The organism is Paenibacillus sp. FSL K6-3182 (genome assembly GCF_037976325.1).
In the GTDB taxonomy this organism is placed as follows: Bacteria; Bacillota; Bacilli; order Paenibacillales; family Paenibacillaceae; genus Pristimantibacillus.
Map to the genome: position 1 here is coordinate 6,721,978 of NZ_CP150265.1, position 22,314 is coordinate 6,744,291.

At 45.1% G+C, this 22,314-nt stretch carries 17 protein-coding genes; 4 read left to right on the forward strand and 13 right to left on the reverse strand.

Annotated features, from left to right (window positions below):
- The first annotated feature begins 103 nt into the window (after window positions 1–103).
- Entirely contained in the window at window positions 104–3,439 is a 3,336-nt protein-coding gene (locus tag MHH56_RS29495; protein WP_339205179.1) for an SNF2 helicase associated domain-containing protein, read from the forward strand.
- 144 nt (window positions 3,440–3,583) lie between these two features.
- Here MHH56_RS29495 and MHH56_RS29500 read toward each other — a convergent pair whose 3' ends face one another.
- The 9 genes from MHH56_RS29500 to MHH56_RS29540 all read right to left on the reverse strand — a co-directional run bounded on the left by MHH56_RS29500 (window position 3,584) and on the right by MHH56_RS29540 (window position 15,438).
- On the reverse strand, window positions 3,584–4,816 hold the full coding sequence (locus MHH56_RS29500; protein WP_339205180.1) for an extracellular solute-binding protein: 1,233 nt from the start codon (window positions 4,814–4,816) through the stop codon (window positions 3,584–3,586).
- Between the two features lie 45 nt (window positions 4,817–4,861).
- The gene (locus MHH56_RS29505; RefSeq protein WP_339205181.1) at window positions 4,862–6,409 is read right to left on the reverse strand and encodes a response regulator; all 1,548 of its coding nucleotides are present in this window, start codon (window positions 6,407–6,409) and stop codon (window positions 4,862–4,864) included.
- Between the two features lie 55 nt (window positions 6,410–6,464).
- Complete coding sequence (locus MHH56_RS29510; protein WP_339205183.1) at window positions 6,465–8,228, reverse strand: sensor histidine kinase; 1,764 nt, start codon at window positions 8,226–8,228, stop codon at window positions 6,465–6,467.
- Window positions 8,229–8,445: 217 nt separating this feature from the next.
- Complete coding sequence (locus MHH56_RS29515; protein WP_339205185.1) at window positions 8,446–10,239, reverse strand: glycoside hydrolase family 66 protein; 1,794 nt, start codon at window positions 10,237–10,239, stop codon at window positions 8,446–8,448.
- Window positions 10,240–10,261: 22 nt separating this feature from the next.
- Window positions 10,262–11,095: a carbohydrate ABC transporter permease gene (locus tag MHH56_RS29520; protein ID WP_339205186.1), complete on the reverse strand. Its 834-nt coding sequence runs from the start codon at window positions 11,093–11,095 to the stop codon at window positions 10,262–10,264.
- Between the two features lie 12 nt (window positions 11,096–11,107).
- Window positions 11,108–12,067: a sugar ABC transporter permease gene (locus MHH56_RS29525; protein ID WP_339205187.1), complete on the reverse strand. Its 960-nt coding sequence runs from the start codon at window positions 12,065–12,067 to the stop codon at window positions 11,108–11,110.
- A 79-nt stretch (window positions 12,068–12,146) separates the two neighbouring features.
- The gene (locus MHH56_RS29530) at window positions 12,147–13,469 is read right to left on the reverse strand and encodes an extracellular solute-binding protein (protein WP_339205188.1); all 1,323 of its coding nucleotides are present in this window, start codon (window positions 13,467–13,469) and stop codon (window positions 12,147–12,149) included.
- Between the two features lie 183 nt (window positions 13,470–13,652).
- The gene (locus tag MHH56_RS29535) at window positions 13,653–14,384 is read right to left on the reverse strand and encodes a ThuA domain-containing protein (protein ID WP_339205189.1); all 732 of its coding nucleotides are present in this window, start codon (window positions 14,382–14,384) and stop codon (window positions 13,653–13,655) included.
- Window positions 14,377–15,438 carry a Gfo/Idh/MocA family oxidoreductase gene (locus MHH56_RS29540; protein WP_339205190.1) on the reverse strand — a complete coding sequence of 354 codons (1,062 nt, stop codon included), beginning with the start codon at window positions 15,436–15,438 and terminating at the stop codon, window positions 14,377–14,379. The genes MHH56_RS29535 and MHH56_RS29540 overlap by 8 nt, the downstream gene beginning before the upstream one ends.
- A 141-nt stretch (window positions 15,439–15,579) precedes the next feature.
- On the opposite strand from MHH56_RS29540, the gene MHH56_RS29545 reads away from it, so the two are divergent.
- Together MHH56_RS29545 and MHH56_RS29550 are read left to right on the forward strand one after the other, a co-directional pair.
- Window positions 15,580–16,485 (forward strand): helix-turn-helix domain-containing protein, encoded by a 906-nt coding sequence (locus MHH56_RS29545; protein WP_339209767.1) that lies wholly within the window; start codon window positions 15,580–15,582, stop codon window positions 16,483–16,485.
- Window positions 16,486–16,794: 309 nt separating this feature from the next.
- A complete protein-coding gene (locus MHH56_RS29550; protein WP_339205191.1) occupies window positions 16,795–18,126 on the forward strand; it encodes an ArsB/NhaD family transporter in 1,332 nt (443 codons plus the stop codon).
- Window positions 18,127–18,209: 83 nt separating this feature from the next.
- On the opposite strand, the gene MHH56_RS29555 is transcribed toward MHH56_RS29550, so the two are convergent.
- Window positions 18,210–18,767, reverse strand: coding sequence for an NUDIX hydrolase (locus MHH56_RS29555; RefSeq protein WP_339205192.1), 558 nt, complete (start codon window positions 18,765–18,767; stop codon window positions 18,210–18,212).
- 161 nt (window positions 18,768–18,928) lie between these two features.
- Here MHH56_RS29555 and MHH56_RS29560 point away from each other — a divergent pair, with 161 nt between their 5' ends.
- Window positions 18,929–19,921, forward strand: coding sequence for a lipoate--protein ligase (locus MHH56_RS29560; protein WP_339205193.1), 993 nt, complete (start codon window positions 18,929–18,931; stop codon window positions 19,919–19,921).
- Window positions 19,922–20,012: 91 nt separating this feature from the next.
- Here MHH56_RS29560 and MHH56_RS29565 read toward each other — a convergent pair whose 3' ends face one another.
- The 3 genes from MHH56_RS29565 to MHH56_RS29575 form a co-directional block, all read right to left on the reverse strand.
- Entirely contained in the window at window positions 20,013–20,201 is a 189-nt protein-coding gene (locus MHH56_RS29565) for a hypothetical protein (protein WP_339205194.1), read from the reverse strand.
- Between the two features lie 72 nt (window positions 20,202–20,273).
- Window positions 20,274–20,420: a hypothetical protein gene (locus MHH56_RS29570; RefSeq protein ID WP_179089894.1), complete on the reverse strand. Its 147-nt coding sequence runs from the start codon at window positions 20,418–20,420 to the stop codon at window positions 20,274–20,276.
- A gap of 143 nt (window positions 20,421–20,563) precedes the next feature.
- Window positions 20,564–22,270: a methyl-accepting chemotaxis protein gene (locus MHH56_RS29575; protein ID WP_339205195.1), complete on the reverse strand. Its 1,707-nt coding sequence runs from the start codon at window positions 22,268–22,270 to the stop codon at window positions 20,564–20,566.
- Window positions 22,271–22,314: the final 44 nt, after the last annotated feature.

Consider the following 22,314-nt stretch of genomic DNA (forward strand, 5'->3'; position numbering starts at 1 on the left):
AATGCCCACATTTTGAATTGTGACCTGCTGTACATATTCTGCTATGATAAGAATTAACTTACACATCGGAACAAGCGTTCCGCTAGCGGAAAGGAACCATACCATGAGCGTACAGTTGTCCGAGCGAGTTATTAAGCTGCTATGCGGCGATACCTTCTATGAACGCGGCGAAGCCTATTATAAAGATGGAAAAGTTACGCTTGCGGACCAAGGTCCTGAGGCAAGCAGCTTTAAAGCTATCGTAATGGGCAACCATCGCTATGAGGTTACGATCGATATTGACCTGGATGGAGACGTCGAAGCGGAGTGCTCCTGTCTCGCTTTCAGCACCTACGATAAGTATTGCCAGCATGTAGCTGCGGCGCTGCTGCAAATTCATCATTTTCAAAATGAGTTTGATAAGCCTGCCCGTATCTACCCCTCACTCCTTCATCCAGAGGATAGGCCTTACTATGATGATGACGAAGCAGATACAACCCATCTCCGTAATCGATATGCCGCGCAAGCGGGGTTAGAAGCAGCCGATACTCGGCTGGCTAACGGCATGTTAGGCTTGTTCAGCCACCGTCCGATCCGCACAAGCGGAAGCCGGTCGCTTTTGGACATGCGCACCACTCTTGAAGTAGAGATTTCTGTTAAGCTTTTCCCCTACGGCTTCCGAAAGCATATGTTCGGCATTGAGCTTAAGGTTGGCCCAAAACGGTTATATATCGTACAGCAAATACGCGAATTTCTGGAAAAGGTCGACCGGCGGGAGCCTTACGTCTTCTCGAAACATTTCACCTATGATCCAGCCGTTCACAGCTTTCAGCAGGAGAATGATGTGGTGCTTGCGAGGCTTATTCAAATCTACCGAAATGAAAAGATATTCAGGGAATCGCTGTCCCGCTCATTTCTAAGAGAGGCTCCGGCAGGCGGAGACCGTATGCTGCTTGTACCTCCCTCCTCATGGGATAAGACGCTTCCTTTGCTAACTGCTGCACCGACCGTACAGCTGCTCTATAACAATCAAACGTTTCATGGCATTGAACGGAGTGACGAAGCGCTCCCGCTCCATTTTGCGTTTGATCAAGCGACAAGCGACGGCTATCAATTGGATATTCAGGGACTTGATCAGATCATCATTATGGAAGACTATGAGCTGGTTATCACAAACGGCAAGCTGATTGAGCTGAAACCGGAATCTTGCACACGGCTTATGGAGATGAAGCAGCTGCTTGACACTTCACGCAAGCCAAAGATTCATATTGCCCCTGCGCAAATGGAGCCGTTTATGGAAAGGGTCATCCCGGGACTAATGAAGCTGGGCAGTGTCGGAATTGCGGAATCAATATCTGACCGCGTGCTGCAAACGCAGCTTAAAGCGAAGCTTTACTTGGACCGGGTAAGAGATCGGCTGGTCGCAGGGCTTGAGTTCCAATATGGCGACATTATTATTAATCCTTTAGAAGGAAGCGAGAAATCACGCGGTACTGATCGCATTCTCATGCGGGACGGAGAACAAGAGCGGCTCATTCTCGAGCTGATGGAGCTGGTTCCCTTCGCCAAAACAGAGGGCGGCTATTTCATGGAGGACGAGGATTCGGAATTCGAATTTCTGCACCATATCATCCCGCGGCTTGAGAAGCTGCTGACCGTGTACGCTACCTCTGCTGTTAAAGTGCGAATTGTGACCAAGCATGCAGCGCCAAAAGTAACGATTAATGTAGATGAGCGTACAGACTGGCTGGAATTCAAGTTCGATATGGACGGCATTCCTGAATCGGAAATTCGGAACCTGCTGAAGTCGCTTGAAGTGCAGCGCAAATACCACCGTTTGCCAAACGGCTCATTATTGCCGCTTGATGGCGCCGAGTTTCAAGAAATCATCCATTTCTTAAATGAGGTCGGCCTGCGCCAAAGCGATATTCAAGGAACCGAATTTCGGATACCTACAGCCCGCGGCCTGCATCTCATTGGTTCACATGAGAACGGAAATGCGGTAAGACTTGGCAAATCGTTCCGCCGGCTGCTGGAAAACATGCGTAACCCCGACAATTTGGATTTCCCTGTACCGGATAATCTCGCGAACGTGCTGCGGGATTATCAGCAATACGGCTATCAATGGATGAAGACACTTGCCCATTACCATTTCGGCGGCATTCTTGCCGATGATATGGGGCTCGGAAAAACAGTCCAGGCCATCGCATTTGTCGTTTCCGTACTTCCTGAGATTCGGAAGCGAGAGCAGCCAGCATTAATCGTTGCTCCCGCTTCGCTCGCCTACAACTGGCTGAATGAGCTGAAGAAATTCGCCCCAGAGGTTCGCGCCGTTATTGCCGATGGCACCAAGTCAGAGCGCAGCGGCCTGCTGACAGGTGATTCTTCGGCGGATGTGATCATAACTTCATATCCCTTGCTGCGCAAAGATATTAAAGATTATATGAAGCAAAGCTTCCACACGCTGATTTTGGACGAGGCGCAATATTTCAAAAACCATACGACTCAAACCGCGCAAGCCGTTAAGGCTATTGATGCCGGGTATCGCTTCGCATTGACCGGCACGCCCGTGGAAAATACGCTGGAGGAGCTATGGTCTATTTTCGGAGCCGTTTTCCCAGCGTTATTTCCTAGCAAGCAAGCTTTCAATGAGCTATCGCGAGAAGCTGTCGCCAAGCGGGTTCGTCCGTTCTTGCTGCGCAGGCTGAAAAGTGATGTACTGAAGGAGCTGCCTGACAAAATCGAGTCAATACAAGCATCGGAGCTGCTGCCTGAGCAGAAACAGCTGTATGTTGGCTTCCTAGCTAAGCTGCAGCAGGAGACGGTGAAGCATTTGAACGATGAAAGTTTCCAGCAAAATCGAATTCGAATTTTAGCTGGAATAACAAGGCTTCGCCAGCTCTGCTGCCATCCTGCCTTATTCGTAGAAGATTACCGAGGAAGCTCCGCCAAATTTGAGCAGCTCCTTGAAATTATCGAGGAATGCCAGAGTGCTGGCAAGCGGCTGCTCATCTTCTCACAATTTACAGAGATGCTCGGCCTAATCGCACGGGAGCTGGGTTACCGAGGCATTACTCATTTTTATTTGGACGGGCAAACAAAAGCCTCCGAGCGCGTCGAGCTTTGTAATCGATTCAACGACGGTGAGCGCGACCTCTTCCTGCTCTCGTTAAAAGCAGGGGGCACTGGACTAAACCTAACGGGTGCCGACACTGTTATTCTCTACGACCTTTGGTGGAACCCAGCCGTCGAGCAGCAAGCAGCCGATCGTGCACATCGCATTGGACAGAAAAACGTCGTGCAGGTCATCCGCCTCGTAACGCAAGGCACGGTCGAGGACAAAATGTATGAGCTTCAGCAAAAGAAAATGAACCTGATTGACGAGGTTATCCAGCCTGGTCAGGAGGCTCTATCCTCTCTATCGGAAAAGGATATTCGTGAAATTCTGATGATTGAGTGATGTGAATTCAATTCATATTAAAGGTGCATGGCTCAGCTCCGTTAAGGAGCAGACTGCCGCTTCGAAATAAAAAAAGTAGGAATCACAAATAGATTCCTACTTTTTTTTGCATACAACATGTCTCGTCTAGAGGATCAATCTATTTTACTGCTTTAACAAACGATCAATCTCAGCGGCTGCTTCCGTTAATCCCTGTTTAACCGAAAGTTCCTCTTGAAAAATTTTGGTCATATATTTTATATAAGTAGCGTCAATTCGACTATACCTTTTCACTGGCGGACGAAGAAATGTATGATCAAGCGCCTCCGTGTACGGATGAATAAAGGATTCACCCTGCGCCTTTATCTCTTTGGCCTCCAAGTTTGTCGGAATTATGCCTGTTTGCGACATTGCAATTTGCGATTGCGTATTGACCATCCATTTCATAAATGTCCAGGCCTGCAATGGATTTTTCGAGCCCTTCATAATGACTAAATCTTCTCCTCCCAATATGGAGGCAGGACCAAAATCCGGCGGAAACGGAACTGCTATTGTTGTGTTAATCGCCCTCTCCAGCTCTTCGCCTTGAAAAACGCTGTAAAACCAAGGTCCATCATCTGTGACCAATATTTTCCCTGACTTTACCCCCTCCCAATTATCTCCGCCGCCGTTAATAACCGTACGATCAATCAACTGCTCTTTATATAGCAATAAAAGCTGCTCAACCGCCTTGATTGTCGCTTCTCCATTCAAATAGCCGGATGCCTTCGAATATGAATCATCTGTCATACGTCCGCCCAGCGCATAAATATAAGGCAAGCTCTTCCACGACTCAAGCCCCCCTATACCAATCATGAATCGATGTTTTTTAGCAAGATCAATCACTTCCTGGAAAGTTCCAGGCGGCATCGACAATCCAGCCTGTTCCAGCAATGCCCGATTAAATATAGCAATTTTCGTGTTCATATTAACGGGGAGAGAATAATAGGAACCCTTATAATAACCTGCTGAGCCTGTATTGCTCTGCAGCGATTGCGTTATTTTGCCAAAATCATCGTATTCGCTCAGGGGGAGCAGCAATCCGCTTTGGGAAAACTCAGGCACCCATACAATATCCATACGCACTACATCAGGCGCTCTATTGGAAGATGCCTTGGAGATGAGCGTATATTTCATTTCCATATTGTTGCTTTGCCGAACAGGAACGACGTGAATAGCGGGGTACGCCTCCTCAAACGCAGGAATAAGTATATCCTCCAAAATTCGAGTCTCTTGATCACTGTACGTATGCCAGAACTCGATTTCCGTATTCTCGGTATTTGTTAACTTCTTGACCTTGCTGTCATTTGTAAGAATAGACTGCTGGCTGCAGCCTGAGCTGATTGCAAGTAAACACACTATTATTATCAGCCTATTTATAAGCATGGCAATCTCCTCCATCAACTACTGTTGATGCTTATCTCGATACTCTACAGGTGTCATCTGAGTCATTTTTTTAAACAGCTTGCTAAAATATTTCACATCGTTAAAACCGGATTTTTCAGCTACCTCATAAATCTTGTACTCGTTTTTAACCAGCATCCGTTTTGCTTCATGCAGCCTCAAATCGATTAAATAATCGATGAAATTTTGACCTGCCTGTTTTTTGAACAAATTCGAAAAATAGCTTTTGCTTACATGTATGTTATCCGCTACTTGTTGCAGTGTTAAATCTTCTCGGTAATGGAGCTTAATGTAGGCGATGGCTTTAGTGATTAACTGTCCGCTATGGCCTTTATCAGCCAACCTCAGCTGATTGGGATGCTCCATTTCCTCAAACAATTGACGGATAGTCGATTCGAGCTGAACAACCGTCTCACAGCGCCAAATGTGTTCTCGGAAATCTGATAGCGTTTTTGAGCCTCCGTTCACAAAAGCATAGGCGGAGAGCAGCTCATATGCTTCTTTTCTTACGTGCTCCGGTGTTTGAGCACCCTTCGTCCAGCTTGAAACGAAGCGATCGATGATTGTTTTTGTATGGTCCTCGGTGCGAAATTGCTCAACCATAACCTGCATGTTCATTCCCTCATAATTAGACCCCGCTACGCTCTCATCCGGTATTTGTTTATAGGCAAAAAGTTTGCCCGTACCTTCAAAAAATCTTCGTTCCCCTGCAGCTCGGCTTTTTCTGAGTCCTGTTTCCACCCGCTCTGTTTCCTGCTCCACACAGTAACCAATAGAAATTGAGGTCGATAGTTCAGCAGCAACCCGGTTCTTGAAGCGCTCAAGCTCACCTTCTGCATTCCCCACAAGAGGTAAGATCATAAAGAGACCTTCTCCCGTCAAAATCGGCGCACTGCCATACTGGAATTGCTCATAAAATAAAGCCTGCATATCCTCATACATGATGCTAATATGCAAATCCCCGTATCGTTCCCGCCACTCGTTTAGACCATCCGATACAACAAAAGCACAAACGTAGCGATCATTTGGCTGATCAAAAAGATCAACTAATTTAGATTCAGACTCGCTGGTTGCGAGCAAGCGTATGATTTCCTGCTCAGAACGTCTTCTCGCAAGGAAAACCAATTGCTCATCGAACTGTTGATTTTGCACGACTTGCCTGCGGTTTTGCTGCAGCATTTCTTTACATCGCACGAGTACAGCAATGAGTTCCCCCGCTTCCAGTGACGGCTTAAGCAAGTAATCGACAGCACCCTGCTTCATCCCCTCACGCACATATTCGAATTCATTGTAGCTACTAATTAGGATAACCTTGGTTAGCGGATTAACCTCCAGCGCCTTTCGCGTTAGCTCCAGGCCATCCATAACTGGCATCTTAATATCCGTTATCAAAATATCAATAGGCTGAGATCGAAGCCGTTCAAATGCTTCAAGGCCATTTGCACAATCTCCCACTAAGGTCAGCCCTTGCTCATCCCAATTTATGAAGTTTTTAAGCCCGTTTCGAATAATCGGCTCGTCGTCCACAATCAAAACATAATCGTTCACGTCATTTCCTCCTCGAAGTTGTAGGCAGCAATATCTGAACTCGGAAGCTTTAGCTTTATAAACGGATGACGATATGAATATGAGTACCGAGTCCAATATCACTCGTAACAGATATGCCCGAGCCTGCGCCATAATAAAGCCTTAAGGAATCATAAACATGCTTCATTCCTATGCCTGCTTTCGTCATACCTTCCTTTGCATTCAATTGTTTCAACTTCTCTTCTGATATTCCTGAGCCATCATCATGGATCACAATCCGCAGCTCTCCCTGCTGCTCTGTCACCTTAATCGTAATATCTCCTCCGCGATTAAGCGGCACGAAGCCGTGGAAGATCGCATTCTCAACGAGCGGCTGAAGCAGCATCCTTGGAATTTTCACTTGATCCGCCCCAGGCTGTACCTCTATAGCCAAAGCATATTTTTGCTCATACCGCATTTCTAAAATAACGATATATTTCTGAATGATCTCCAGCTCTTCCGCAAGTGTAATCATTTGCCCGTTCTTGCCCATATTCGCTTGAAGCAGTCTAGTTAGAGCCGCTAGCCCTTGATCGGCTCGCTCCATCTCTCCTGCTCGAATCAGCCATCTGAGCGTACTAAGCGTATTGTAGAGAAAATGCGGATGAATCCGGTAAGTGACCGCACGCACCTCGGCCTCAAGCTTCTCGTTTTGCTCCTGCTCCACTCGTAGCATCAGCTGTTCAATTTCATCCAGCATTTTATTAAAATGCCTACTCATGAGCCCAATCTCGTCTGTAGACGTTAACGCTGTTCGAACAGATAGATCTCCCTGCTGAACTCTCCTCATCTCTAACGTTAATTGCTTGATAGGTTTCGTAACCTTCTTCGCGATGAGAAGACCAACGAGCACCGCAAGCAAAGCGAAGCATGCTGAGGTTATTAAAATACGTGTATGCAGCTTATCCAGCGCCCCCGTTATTTCAAGCGTAGGAACTGTGCCAACCAGCAGCCAACCATTGCTTAGCAGCTGCTTTACGCCATAATAATGGACGCCCTTATTAGCGTACTCGAATTCAACTGCATCATTATGTACAATCAACTCATGCAGTTTGGCATCCTCCACCATCTGACCAATTCGTGAAAGATCCGTATCGATCATAATTTCACCTTGTGCGTTAACGACCATATAACGTCCGGTTTCCCCCAGCTTCACTTGCTTAATCGTATTAATGATGGCCTTGCCATTTAAATTAACGACCAGCAGACCGATTTGCTGAAGCGATTCAAAGTCTTTTAACGCACGGCTGATCGGGAGAACAAGATCAGTATTTTCCCCACCACCGCTAAAAGGATCCTTTCGCATCGGCTGCCATACGAACCCGCCATCCTGCTTTTTCGACTCCGCTACCCACTCTTGATGATTCAAGTCAACCTTTCGCAATTTGGGTGTAGAAAATGTGCCGCTCCCCCAGCCGATGCCCCCACTTTTAATGATGTAAACAATTCTTACGAATGAGCTTGAATACACGACGTTATTAAGCAGCGTATTTAATGATTGCGTCATCTCGATCTGCTCGCTAAGCGGACTCGAGGTATATTGCATCGCTGATTTTTGCACCTTCAAATCACTGTATATTAAATCGGATGTATCGCTTCCCGCGTTGAAAATAGAAGACAAGGCATCTGCGGTTTGCTTGGTAACCTGAACGGTAGATGCTCTAACATTTCGTTTTACAAGCGCGGAAGATTCCAAATAGAAAGAGAAACCCGATAAAGTGGTCGGAATCAAAATAATGAGTAAAAACGCTAAAATCATTTTTGAAGCAAATCGGTTCGTTATTTTCTCGAAGCGCGCCATAAGCTGCCCACCTTGTTAAAGAAGATACTCCTAGTTTACCTAAATCAACACGATTAAAATAGAAGGTTTTATAGAAGAGGAGCGCAGCCATGCTGGCTTCGCTCCATTCATTCTCATGCATTACGTTCATATCAGCAAACGCTTTCATTGCAGTGTACAAAACAAAGCGCACGAAAACTATCTTTCGTATCGCTTGGTTCTGCATGCTATCGCAACCTTACTTGTAATTAATGGTTAGTAGATCCCAGTATTTCAGGACTGGAAGCTTAAGTGTAACCTTGCCTTCTTGCTGCTTGAAGCTCAGCTTAATAGGTGATCCTTGATAATAGTCTGGTGAGGCGAATAGGATACTTGCAACTTCACGCTCTGTCTCAATGGAAATGTCTATTTCTTTACGCTCAATAGGCACAGCTTGCTCGCCCTTGCTGTCATTCCACTCCATGGTTTTAGCATCAGTGAAGTTAATGAAGTGAACGATGTTGCTTCCGCTTTTCTGCTTCGCAAAGGACCATATTTTGCCTTGCTCTGGAGCAGCGGAAACACTTGTGTCCCCTGTACTTGATACGATTAGTTCAGATTCCTCTACTCCATCTCGCAAAATGTTCTGATAAGCGACAAGGAAATCGTAATAGCGAATAAGCTGCTCTTCCAGTTCAGCTGGAATGGAGAGATTTCGATTAGGGAAATACTCTTTGGCCAGCATATTTTCCCCAAGCTCCAGATGGGATCCGCCGGATGCGAAGATGACTGCATCTGTAAGCAGAACGCCTGGCGTATTAAATTCCCCGCTCGCGTTTGCCAAATCATAGTTCATATAAGCAGCAAGCACCGTGTTTAGCTTATTTTTGCTGAACTGGTTGTTTTGATCGATAATCCCCTTAAGGTTGCCATACTTCGGATGCCCGTCCCATACTTCGGTATATAGGAATGAGAGAGGAGCCTGAGGAGCCATAAAGGCTTGCCCATACTGTCCGACAGCGTTCATTACATAGTCGACATCCAGCTTCTCCTTGGCTGCTTTCAGGAATGATACATAGCCAGGCGCCAGCTTTACACTTTCTCCTTTGGCATTCCAAAGCGCTCCGCGATCGCCTAATTGATCAACATGCCAGCCATCGAATTTCAATTGGTTAAATACTTCAATTTCTTTATCGATCAGATAGTTTTGCCACTCCACGTTGTTTGGGTCATAGAGCATAATGTCGCTGGCCCAGCTGTCTGGCAATGGATGCTTATCCTGATTCGCTTGCGAAGGATCTTTGTACAGCGCCCACGCTTTTTTGACACCGTCCTCCTCTGCCCCCTCATATGCCCCGAACAATAAATTGTAGTTCATCGCCTTCATGTTTTTGCTGTGCGCAAGGTCAATATAGCCTTTAATTGTATCCAAGGCGACAGGTCTGTTTGCAATATCCGGCCATTCCGACGCTGGTTGATTGCCTTCCAGCTTCAGAGGCTGATGATGTTTATACTGCCAATCATAAAACTGAACGCCGTTAATATGGAACCGATTCAGACGTTCGATTACTGTTGCCATCTCTTCCCCATTCATGCTGTGGAAGTCCGCCAAATAACCATAACGAGGAAATTTGCTCCAGTCTGTGGACACGTCAACTGCGATGTTCTGATGATCCTTCACTTCTTCCTTCGTTACAAAGAAAACCTCAGCCATATAACCTCGGCCATCTTCCTTTGGAGGCGTCCAATCCCATTCCAATGAATTGCCGTCCACCTTGACTTCTTGCTCAGCAATCTTCTCCCCTAGATGGCGATACTGGACAATCACCTTCGCTTTTGACTCCGTTTTAGCCAAATCCAACGTAAAATGAACGTTGTCGTCGGGACGATAAGCCGATTTGTCGGTCGACAAGCGACTTATTATACCTTGGCTATTCACAAGCTCCGCCTTTATTTCCTTCTGCTCGCTGCAGCCGGAAGCAAGGATCATAAAAGAGGTAATGACAACAATGACTGATGAGCTTATTCTATTTCGATTTCTTTTCCGTTTCATTTGATAGCTCCTGTTTTTAGATTTAACCCTTCACTCCGCCTTCGTTAAATCCACCCTGTACGAATCTTTTTTGGAAAATAATATAAAGGATTATCGTCGGAATGAGCGCTATAATGGAAGCAGAAAATACCCATGAATAGTTTGTCGCATATTTATCGTTGAACATCAGCAGTGCAATTGGCAGCGTCCGAAGCGCCTCATCCTTAATAATGACTAGAGCCGTGAAATACTCCTCCCATGTGCCTTGAAAGGAAAGAACTGCAAGCGTCGCAATCGCCGGCATCGACTGAGGCAGGTAAATATTCCAGAAAATGCGCCAGCTGCCACCGCCATCGATCAACACGGACTCCTCGTACTCCTTCGGAATGCTTTGAAAGAATCCACGCAAGAAGAACGTGCTGCCAACAACACCGCCGCCGATATAAATTAACCATAGCCCCCAGTAGGTGTTAACCAAACCAAATGATTTGATAATTAGAAACTGTGGAATAATGTTGATCACTCCGGGAATCATCATGGTCAGAAGAAACATTCGGAATAGAAACTCTTTGCCCGGAAACGTAAATCTGGCAAACCCGTAGGCGGTTAAACAGCCGAGAAACAAACTTCCTGTCATAGACACGATGGTAACGAGCGAGCTGTTCAGGAAATACCTTGCAAAATTATTTTTGCTCCATACTAGCTGGTAATTATATAGGTTTGGGATGACAGAGAATACTTCCTTAGGCCGCGGCAGCGAGTATGCCCCTTTTATGAAGCTCGTCATAATCATATATACGAAGGGAAATAGAAAAGCCAACGCTCCAAGCACGATAATGCTGTAAACTAGAAGCTGAATATGCCATTTAGTTTTCATTTCTTCTCCCTCCTACAAAAACCGCTGATTGCCGAATTTTTTCATCTGAGAATAGGTGAGTAAAAACACTGCAATCCCCATCATGACGGCTACCGCAGATGCATAACCAAAGTTAAAGTTCTTAAATGCTTGCATGTACATAAGGCTTGGCAGCGTCTGTGTCTGATCCATCGGGCCGCCGCGGGTAATAAAGTACACTTGTGGAAAGAAGTTGAATGCTCCGTTAATTAGGTTAATAAGAACGAATGCGGTGACAGGACCTAACATCGGAACCGTAATGCTCCAGAACTGCTTTGTTCCGTTAGCGCCGTCAATTTGCGCCGCTTCATAATATTCCTTCGAAATGCCCTGCAAGGCCGCCAAATAAATGACTACGCCCCAACCAACCGTTTTCCAAATATGAAACAACCAGATGACAATCATAGCCGTCCAATAATTTGATAAAAAATTAATCGGTTCATGGAATATGCCAAGCTGCTTATAAAAGATATAGTTGATCAAGCCATATTCACCGCCAGCGAACAAGAACCGGAACAAGAACGCGACCACGATCCAAGATGTGATGATGGGCAAATAATAAATCGTGCGGAACACAATCTTATGCCTAACGAAGTGGATATTAATTAAGACCGCAAACACGATGGCAAGAAACCAGTTAATGGGTACCGTTACCGCGACGTTCAGAAACGTATTTCGGATTGCCATTAACACTTTATTGTTCGGATCCGTAAATGCGGATACGTAGTTTGCAAAGCCAATGAATGGATTTTCTGCATTAGGCATAATGCTGTATTCCTGGAAGCTTATAATTATGTTTTTGATCATCGGATAAATAACGAATACGGCCGTTCCTAAAACACCAAGAAAGATATAAGGCATAACCTTTATCCACTGCTGAATGCCCTTTTTCAACTTTACGCCTGCCGGAATTCGCTGCTCTTGTTTCGGCTGCCCCGTCACTGGTATAGACATATTGATGCTCCTTCCCTATCCTTCATCTCACTAGAGCCTTCATCTACCTTTGAAGTTGATGAAGGCTCTAGCATTTCACTTATTTCTTCAAAATAGCTTCAATGTTTTTCGCTGCCTCATCGAGCGCTTCTTTTGGTTTAAGCTCTCCACGGACCGCTTTCTCAAAAGCAAGATTAACGATTCCTTCCATTTCGCCGTATTGTGGAATCGGTGTGCGCGGCAGTGCAGTTTCAAGCTGCTTCACGTATTCTGTAACGAATGGCTGCTCAAGAAATGCCGGATCGTTTGCTGCCGTTTTGTTTGTAGGGATAAGACCAAGCTTGCTCATGATCTTTTGCGGCTCGTCGCCAAGCATCCATTTTGCAAATGTCCACGCCTCTTGCGGATGCTTTGAGTTTGCAAAGATAACAAGATCCTCGCCGCCTACAACAGATCGGCTGCCGCCTGCACCAGCAGGAATCAAGCCGCGAACCGTTTGCTCCAGCGGTTTGAATTTCGATTCTGCTTCGTTCATCAGAATGCTGTAAAACCAAGGGCCGTCATCAATCATCATATAATCATTGTTTTTCATACCGTCCCATGCGCCTGGCTCGCCGCCAAGAATCGTAGGCGTTACGAGTCCGTCTTTATTCCACTGTACAATCGTTTCGAGCGCTTTTACGCTCTCCGGGCTATTCAAGTAGCCATCAACCTTTGTATAGTCCTCGTTCGTCAATGAACCGCCAAGGCTCCAGAAGTAAGGCGATGCTGCCCATACGTTCGCTCCGCCGATGCCAATACCGCCCGGTTTGCCTTTTGCGACCGCAAGCTTGGCTGCTGCAACGAACTCATCCATTGTCGCAGGAGCTTCTTTTACGCCGATTTCATCCAAAACCGCTTTATTGTAGATAGCAATTTTTGTATTTGTGTTTACTGGAACGCCATAGTAGCCGCCGTTATAGGCATTCGTTTCCATAGGCGCTTCGAACGTATTTGCTTTTAATGCATCAAAACCCTCATTCTTGCTTATATCTTGCAGCGCTCCCATCTTGGCAAATTCAGGAACCCAAATAATATCCATTCGCATGAGGTCAGGTGCTGCATCGCCCGCTACTCCGGCAATAACCTGCTCTTTCAAGCCCTCGTATGGCATTCTTGTCAGCTTGAGCTCGATACCCGGGTTTTCTTTCTCAAAGAGCGGCTTAATATTTTCCGTGAGCACCTTCTCTTCTTGATCGCTATAGGTATGCCAGTATTCAATAGTAACTTTTTTGCCACCCGCTGCCGGAGCGTTACCGCTTTCATTTTTCGGAGCATTTCCTCCGCTATTGGCAGGTGCGTTATTTCCGTTTCCACACGCCGTAATCGTAAAAGCCATTACCGCCGCTAGTACCCCGTACGAAATTGTTTTGTACCATTTCATAGGATTGACCCTCCTCATATTTATGCTTCTCCTTCATTATGCTTAGATCATTCTTCGCTAGAAACCGTTTTCATTGCGGAAAAGGTGTCGTATTTCACTCCGTTTTAAATGCCGCTTTTTTAGAAAAATAAAGAAGGTGTCTTATCTTTCTGTCTAAACAGAAAGATAAGACACCTTCACCATTTACTTTCCAATTGGCTCGAGCGGAGCAACACGTCCTAACGATATGCTTGCGCCTTGAACAGGAGCCGCCCATCGTACGCCATTCGCAATGACTCTCAGCACATCTGGATGATGGTAGATCGGGAATGTTTCATGTCCAGGCCGGAAATAAAACAACTTGCCTTTTCCTCTTCGGTAGCAGCAGCCGCTTCGAAATACCTCTCCCCCCTCGAACCAGGAAATAAATACGAGCTCATCCGGTGCGGGTATGTCAAAGCGCTCCCCGTACATTTCTTCCTTCGGAATTTCAATATAATCATTTAAGCCGTCCGCAATCGGATGGCCGTGCTCGATAACCCAAACCCGCTCTTTCTCGCCATCATCGCGCCATTTGAGATCTCCTGTTTTAGTGCCTAACAAACGCTCAAATATTTTGGAGCCATGGCCAGAATGAAGAACGATTAACCCCATGCCCTCCATGACGCGTGCGCGCACCTTCTCGACAATATCATCCCGCACCTCAGCATGAGCGAGATGTCCCCACCAGATGAGCACATCCGTATGATACAGCACATCATCGCTTAGCCCATGTTCAGGCTCATCGAGAACCGCTGTCTTTACTTCAAAGCCATCCACTGTTTTCAAGTAGCCGCCAATTGCGTTATGAATCCCTTCGGGATAGATGCTTGCTACCTGTTCATTTTGCTTCTCATGCCGATATTCATTCCAGACTGTTACTTTTATATTAGCCATTGTTAGAAGCCTCCTGTGTTATCGTAATCCAGCGCTCTTCCTGAGTGGATAGGAGAATAGAATCCAGAGTCAGCTGATTGATATAACCATCCTCGATTGTTGCGTCGAGACCATCTTGCTTGCCGTTCAGCAAATTAAAGAAGGACTGCATTTGATTTGCTGCGAACGAATTTGGAATATCGATTTTACGGAATTGCTTATCCTCTCCAAGCTTGATTTCAAGGCTATCCTCTTCTTCAAGGTTGTAGATGAGCGCTCCTTGCGTACCGTAAATCTCGATCCGTTGGTAATTGCCACGGCCAAAAGCGAAACGAGATATGTTCATCGTAGAGGAGCCGCCATCTTCGAAACGGGCAAGCACATGACAGAAATCATCAACATCCACCTCACCTTTGCCCTCTCCATTTAGGTTGTCCCGCTCTTTTACAATCGTTCCTGCATCAGCAATAACCTTCACGGTTTCTCCGATAAGGAAGCGCTTAAGATCGAGAATATGAGAACCTAAATCACCGAGCGCACCCGATCCTGACAGATCCTTGCGGAATCGCCAGAGCAGTGGAATTTCCTCATTAATACCCCAGCTTTGCAAATACTGGCTGTATACGTGATTGATCTTGCCAAGCGTGCCTTGCTCAAGCAGCTGCTTCGCATATCGAATCGCGGTTTTATAACGATACGTGAAACACACCATATGAGGGATGGGATGATTCGCTAATTCCTGTCTAAGAATCGCTGCTTCCCTTGCATCAAGGGCAATTGGCTTCTCAAGCGCAAATGGCTTGCGATGAATAATGGCGTCATACGCGATCTGAAAATGATTGCTGTTTGGTGTGCCTATGGTCACAGCGTCCAGCTCTGATTGCTTTAACATATCCAAATGATTTACATACTGCCGCTCAAGCGGAATCCCCAGTTCATTGCCTTTGGCCAAAAGCGCTTCCTCATTACAATCACATATCGACCATATTTCAGCATGTTCACTTGCCAAGATGCCTTCAATATGAAAGTTAGCAATGCCGCCAAGCCCAATAACGCCTATTTTCAGCTTCTTCATATGCCTCATCCCGTCCTTATAGTGGCTTCAATTACAAACCCAGTATAGTTTGTGTTAAAATGAACGGGAATGTCCGATCTAGACTCTTTTTGTACAAAAGCGACTTTTACGGAGTGAAGGAGGTCATAACTATTGCTGTCCATGAACATGGATTTAGTGCCTCGCATAAAAATTATGGGGTTTATTGCTTACAAAAGCCCGTGGATTCATTTCAAACGAAATATAAATGAGTATGTGCTCTATTTCATCAGAAGTGGAGAACTCCATATTAAAGAGGAGAAAAATCATTATGTTCTGCGTAAAGGTGACTTGCTTATTCTTGAGCCCAATTTGAATCATGAAGGAACGGCAAAGCATGTTTGCGATTACTATTACATTCACTTTGAGCATTCAGATATTAAAGCTGTGTATAGGGATGATATGCTGGCTTTAGCCAATTACTTTATTGTTGAGCATGACCAGTCTCCGTTTATTGAGCATAAGCCTACCGTTAATGGAATCCATCCAAATCACTGCTACTTCCCCAAATACCATACGATTTCTGATAAAACCAGATTTAATCTCATCCTGAGTGCATTAAATGAAATGCAGAAGCTCTACATGCGCAGGTATTACAATAGAAGCCTAACTGCTTTTCAATTTATGCAATGGCTCGTTGAGCTCTCACGTGAGTATTTTATGGATGAGCTGAAGCGCAAAGACCGAATTCATTCGAAGTCGGTTGTTAAGGTTAACGCGCTGCTCGATTATATCCATCAAAACTATCAGAGCAAAATAACCGGCAAAGACATTGAGCTTACATTTGAAGGCAACTATGATTACTTAAACCGTGCCTTTAAGCTCGTTACCGGCCAATCGATCATTCGGTACATCAATGCGGTTCGAGTAAACCAAGCGAAACAATTGATTGAAACGACGCCGCTCAGCATAGGAGAAATCGGTTATCTAGTCGGGATCAACGATCCCTATCATTTCAGCAAAGTATTCAAAAAATATGTCGGCCTCTCACCTACTCAATATTTTAAGCAAGTATGGAAGAGCGACTAAAAACCCTCCAAACGACCATCGTTAGGAGGGTTTTTTTGGGCTTTAATCCATAGAAGCTATCTATCATTATGGGGCAAATATCTTCAATTGATACTAGCAGATTTTGATAGAGATAGGGATATTGACCAGTACGAACACTCTATCATGTACGTATACTTACACTACATAGATACAAAATAAATAAGAGAAAGGAGGATCTCTAGCTTTGCTAGAATGCTAGTTTTCCAAGTAGCCTAAGGTTCAATCTAGAAAAGGAGTGCTGCACAATAAAGCAAAAAAAAGGGTTCAAAACTGAAAAGAGGTTAAAGCATGCATGACTTAATGATCATTATGACCATTTCCGCGTTCCTTCTAACAATCAGCTTCATCTTCTGGCGACCGCAGGTCAATGAAGCGATACCCGCAACAATCGGAGCTGCAGTCGTTCTTCTTAGCGGAAGCGTCTCGCTTTCCGATCTCGGTCAAATAACCGAAACGATAAGCGGGGCTGCGGTCACCATTATTGCTACCATCGTTATGGCCATTGTTTTAGAAAGCTTCGGTTTTTTCTACTGGGCAGCCGAGCTGCTCACCAAAAAAGCTCGCGGTTCCGGCATTCGTTTGTTTTGGCTAACAAACTTATTTTGTTTTCTCATGACGCTTTTTGTAAACAATGACGGAAGCATCTTAATTACAACGCCCATATTGCTGCTCTTGCTGCAAAATATGGGACTAAAAAAACATCAAAAAATACCTTATCTATTATCTGGCGCATTAATCGCAACGGCATCTAGTGCCCCTATCGGCGTAAGCAATATCGTCAATTTAATTGCGTTAAAAATTGTTCATATGGACCTCTACATGCATACCGCAATGATGTTCGTACCCGCTTCGCTTGGACTTGTCCTCTTGTCGCTCCTGCTGTTTGCCGTCTTCTATCGCACACTTCCAAAAACACTCCCTCCCGCTTCCAGGTGGAATCTTATGCCCGGCGGCCATCCGTTAAAGGAAACCTTGCCTAAAGAGAACCGCAACCGCTTCATGCGCAATATTCTTATTTTTGTATTCTGTGTTCGTATCAGCCTCTTTGTCGCATCCTACATCCACTTCCCCGTCGCTGCAATGGCTGTTATCGGATCTGCTCTTCTGCTAGGCTGGCGTTGGTACCACTTAAAAATTTCACCGGCGGACATGCTCAAAAAAACACCTTGGTATATACTCATATTCGCTTTCAGCATGTATGTGATCATTTATGGCCTTAACAATATCGGTTTAACGGATTGGCTTATTCATCTTATGCAGCCTCTCATCTCAGGAAGCCTGGTTCACGCCAGCGTTCTCATGGGCGGACTTTTAAGCGTACTCTCCAATTTATTCAACAACCATCCCGCACTTATGGTCGGTACGATTACACTAATGAATATGGGCCTTGATCCTCTAACGTTAAAAATTGCTTATCTCGCTAGTGTCATCGGCAGTGACATCGGTTCTCTCCTATTGCCAATTGGTACATTGGCAACGCTTATGTGGATGCATATCGTACGTAAAGGCGGGGTTCCAATTAGCTGGGTTCAGTATTTGAAGGTAACTTCAATCGTCATTCCGATTACCGTTGTATTCACGTTAATTCTATTATCGTATTGGGTATACTGGGTGTTCTAATTTGCAAAGAAAGAGACCTTCCGCAAGGAAGGTCTCTACTATAAATAACAGGATAAACATTTCATCTGGTTAATAGCTTTATTTTATACTCGAAATAATCCATAACCGTTCAAAGGCAAGACAGGCGACCTATCTATCTTGAGTCCCTGTGATTGTCCATGGAAAGCAACATCAACCAGCCACTGTGTAAAGCTGGCAACATCCATTGATTCCAGCTCCTGCAAGGTGAAGAAACCGGCAGCATCAACCTCCACAAAATCCGGGGTAGGCTCTCCGCTCACATATTCCATCTCAAATGCGACGTACAGATTATGTATATTTCTCGGCTGATCACGCAGTGCTACGACGTTTTTTACGATTGCTTGCACGCCGCACTCTTCCATAACCTCTCGCTCAATCGTGTCTTGAATGGCTTCCAGCTGCTCAATATAGCCGCCAGGATTCGTCCATTTACCTTTTCCAGGCTCTTGCGCTCGGCGAACGAGCAAAATTTTCTCATCCTTAACGACCAGTGCCCCGACACCAATGCTATAATTTCCCCAATGAACGAAGCTGCAGCTCGTACAAGCCCGCCTCATCGTACCGTCAACGTCACGGGTTTCGAGCTCATGACCGCATGACATACAAAATTTCGCTTCCATTTGATTCACCTCTGCATCAAGCTTGTTTTCTCATTCGATTATACGAATTATTTCAGCTTATGCATAGGTTGTACCCATTAAGTACGAACCTTTCATTTGATAAGGAACAGGACGTACAGGTATAATGCCAATATGAGCTACAGCATAGGAGGACAAAAATCATGCGTTTTGTAAGCAATAATGGCATCACCGATCCAACGCTTAATTTGGCATTAGAGGAATATATATTGCGTTCATTGCCTGACAACGATGACTACTTGCTTTTCTACATAAATGAGCCATCCATCATCATTGGCAAAAACCAAAATACCGTCGAGGAAGTTAATGCAGATTACGTCGAAAGCAGTGGGCTTCACGTCGTCCGCAGACTATCTGGAGGGGGAGCCGTCTACCACGATCTCGGCAACTTGAATTTCAGCTTTATTATGAAGGATGACGGCAAGTCCTTTCACAATTTCAAGAAGTTCACCGAACCTGTTGTACGTGCGCTTCAAGAGCTGGGAGTAGACGCCGAAATGACCGGCCGAAATGATCTACAGGTTGGCGAGCGAAAAATATCCGGCAATGCGCAATTTTCGACGAAGGGCAAAATGTTCAGCCATGGAACGCTGCTGTTTAATTCTGAAATCGAAAATGTTGTATCTGCGCTGAAGGCAAATGCTGAAAAATATGTATCGAAATCAACGAAGTCGATCCGCAGCCGCGTGGCTAATATTACAGAGTTTTTGAAGGAGCCTATGACAATAGAGCAGTTTAGGCAAAGACTGCTTCAGTCCATCTTTGAGCAATCTGCTGAAATTCCGTTCTACGAGTTATCTGAACAGGACTGGCAAAATGTACACAAGCTGGCGGCAGAGCGCTACCGCAGCTGGGAATGGAACTATGGCCGTTCTCCATCCTTTAATGTGCAGCAGAAGAAACGAATCGAAGGAGTTGGCACCTTTGATGTTCGCCTTCAGGTTGAAGAAGGATTAATTGTGAACGCTGCTATTTACGGAGACTTTTTTGGCCGTGGCGACAGCAATGAAGTTGCTCAGAAACTGATCGGCATTCGTTATGAAGCTTCCGCTCTAAAGCAGCTTACGGCTGATATTGATCTGCCCTTCTATTTCGGTCCGGTAACGAAAGAACAATGGCTTGAGTTAATTTTGTAAGCAGCATGCAAACAGCCCCTTGCGATATGCGAGGGGCTGTTTACGTAATCATTGAAGGAGAGATTATGTTCACCCTTCATCCCCGCTCTCTTTATCCATTGAAACGTCGATATAACCGATTTACTGCTGCTGACATCTTCTCATTTTCCTTCCCCTTGCGCTCCATGCTTTCCTGATCTGCCCTCTCAAGCGAAAGCAGGATTAATCCATAACCAAGGGCTGAAAGCGATGCTGAAAGCTTGGCCAGTTCTTCAGACTTAATCTCTTTTTTATCTGCCATCAACTTTTCTCCTTTATATTGAAATTTTTAGGAAACTTTTATGTGACAAGCTGAATCATCATGGTCAAAGGTTTAAAGCAGCTCTTCCTTTTCCTCTTTTGCTTTTATGACGGCAAACAATCCAAATAAATCGCCAATGACTAATATAACTGCAGCCCATATAGCAAGATCATCAGACGATAATTCGGTTATCTCCGGTTTTGTTGTCGTTTTTGGCATTCGGATTAAGCTCCTTGATTTAATGTGATGATAACAGCCTATGCCAAGGAGCTGATTTGGGTTTGGGCGTATGCCGCTGTGTCCAGAAATAAAAAGGACGACAACAAGAAACCCCAAGCGGTTCGCTCGGGGCTTTCAACCAGTTATTCCATTCTGAACTTAGAGACATGGCTTTGCAAATCACCGGCTGCGGCATGAAGCGTTGTTGCAGATGCTGTTATTTCCTCCATGTACGCTAGCTGCTCTTCGGTTGCTGCAGATACGCTTTGCGTCAATGCTGATGATTCATTAGCCTGCTTCGCGCTGGCTGAAGTGGATGCAGCAATGTTTTGCGAGCCTGAAGATATTTGTATGGATGACGCAGCAATCTCTTGAATTTGGCTTGCTACCTCACTCACTGAACTTCGGATAAGCTGGAATTGGCTGCTTGTCTCGATCAATGAACGCTTTCCCTTTTTCACTTCGTTTTTCCCTTTATCCATCATAGAAACAGCCTGCATTGTATTGTTGCGTACAGTGCCGAGCAGCTTAGACGCTTTTTTTGACGCTTCTTCTGATTGTTTCGCTAAGTTTCTAACCTCTTCCGCTACTATAGCAAACCCTAAGCCATGTTCCCCTGCCCTTGCTGCTTCAATGGTTGCATTTAATGCAAGCAGCCGAGTCTGAGCCGAAATGGATGCAATTAATGCTACGATGTTCTCGATGTGCTGCACGCTTTCCTTCACATTTTCCATCGCATTCGCAGTTTCATCGACGATTTGATCAATGCTGATCATGTCTTGGGTGGCAAGCTCCATGTAAGAATGTCCGCCATCTACGATAAGAATGGCTTGCTCTGACGTTTCCGAAATCACCGTTACCGCGGATGTTATGCTTCTAATTGCTTCGACAATGTCCGCCATCGCTGTTGAAATTGTTTCTGAGCCTTGCAGCTGCTCCTCTGCTGATGCAGCAACCTGCTGTGTTGATTCAACGATGTAATGCGTAGCTGCTGAAGTTTGTTTGGCGCCTTCACGCATCTCCTCCGAGCTTGCTGCCAGCTGCTTCGCAGCCTGATTGACCTGCTCTATCATCTCCTGCAAACCGCTTCTCATACTATCAAACGAGTCTGCTAATGAACCGATTTCATCTTTATTTCGAATGTGAAGAGGCGTGCTGCGCAAATCACCGCTGGCTACGGCCACAGCTAATCCAGACAAACGTCTAATGGGAATGGAAATATTTCTAGAAAGCAGTGTACCCAGCAGCAGCGTCACCGCAATAAGGAGGATACTTCCGATAAGCATAGAAATATTTGACTGATTAACTTCCCTATCGTTTGCCAATACCTTGTCCGCCATAACGTCCTTTTGTTTTTGAGCGAGTTTAATCGCATTGGTGCGAATTAACTTGGCCAGAGGGAAAACCCGTGTGTTGGCATAAGAAGTGGCTTTTAACTGCTCCACATCGTTAATTTCTGCTATCCGTTCCATGTATTGATTGTTCCAGCCCAGAAGGGCGTCAAGCGCTTTATTATCTTCCTCATTTTGTATCAAAGCTTGTGCTGCCTTTGCTTGTCTAACAATATCCGCACTTACCGCATCCATTTCTTTTAACATGTCTTTATTTTTATTCAATAAGTAATCGCTAAAGCTGCTATTGAGCTGAACGGCATTTCTTTGAATAGACTCCATATTCATAAGGACGGCTACATTATTGTTAATAAGCTCATTATAGGATCTATTAAGGTTATTGAGATTATAAAAAATAAAGCATAATAGAAGCATAATAAAAACAATTGCAGCAAAAAAACTGCCGTAAATCTTATTGGCTATCGTTAATTTACGTTTGCTCCCAATATTCAATTTCATCTATGCCGTCCTCCTTACGTTTTCTGTGAGGCAATATGTACTTC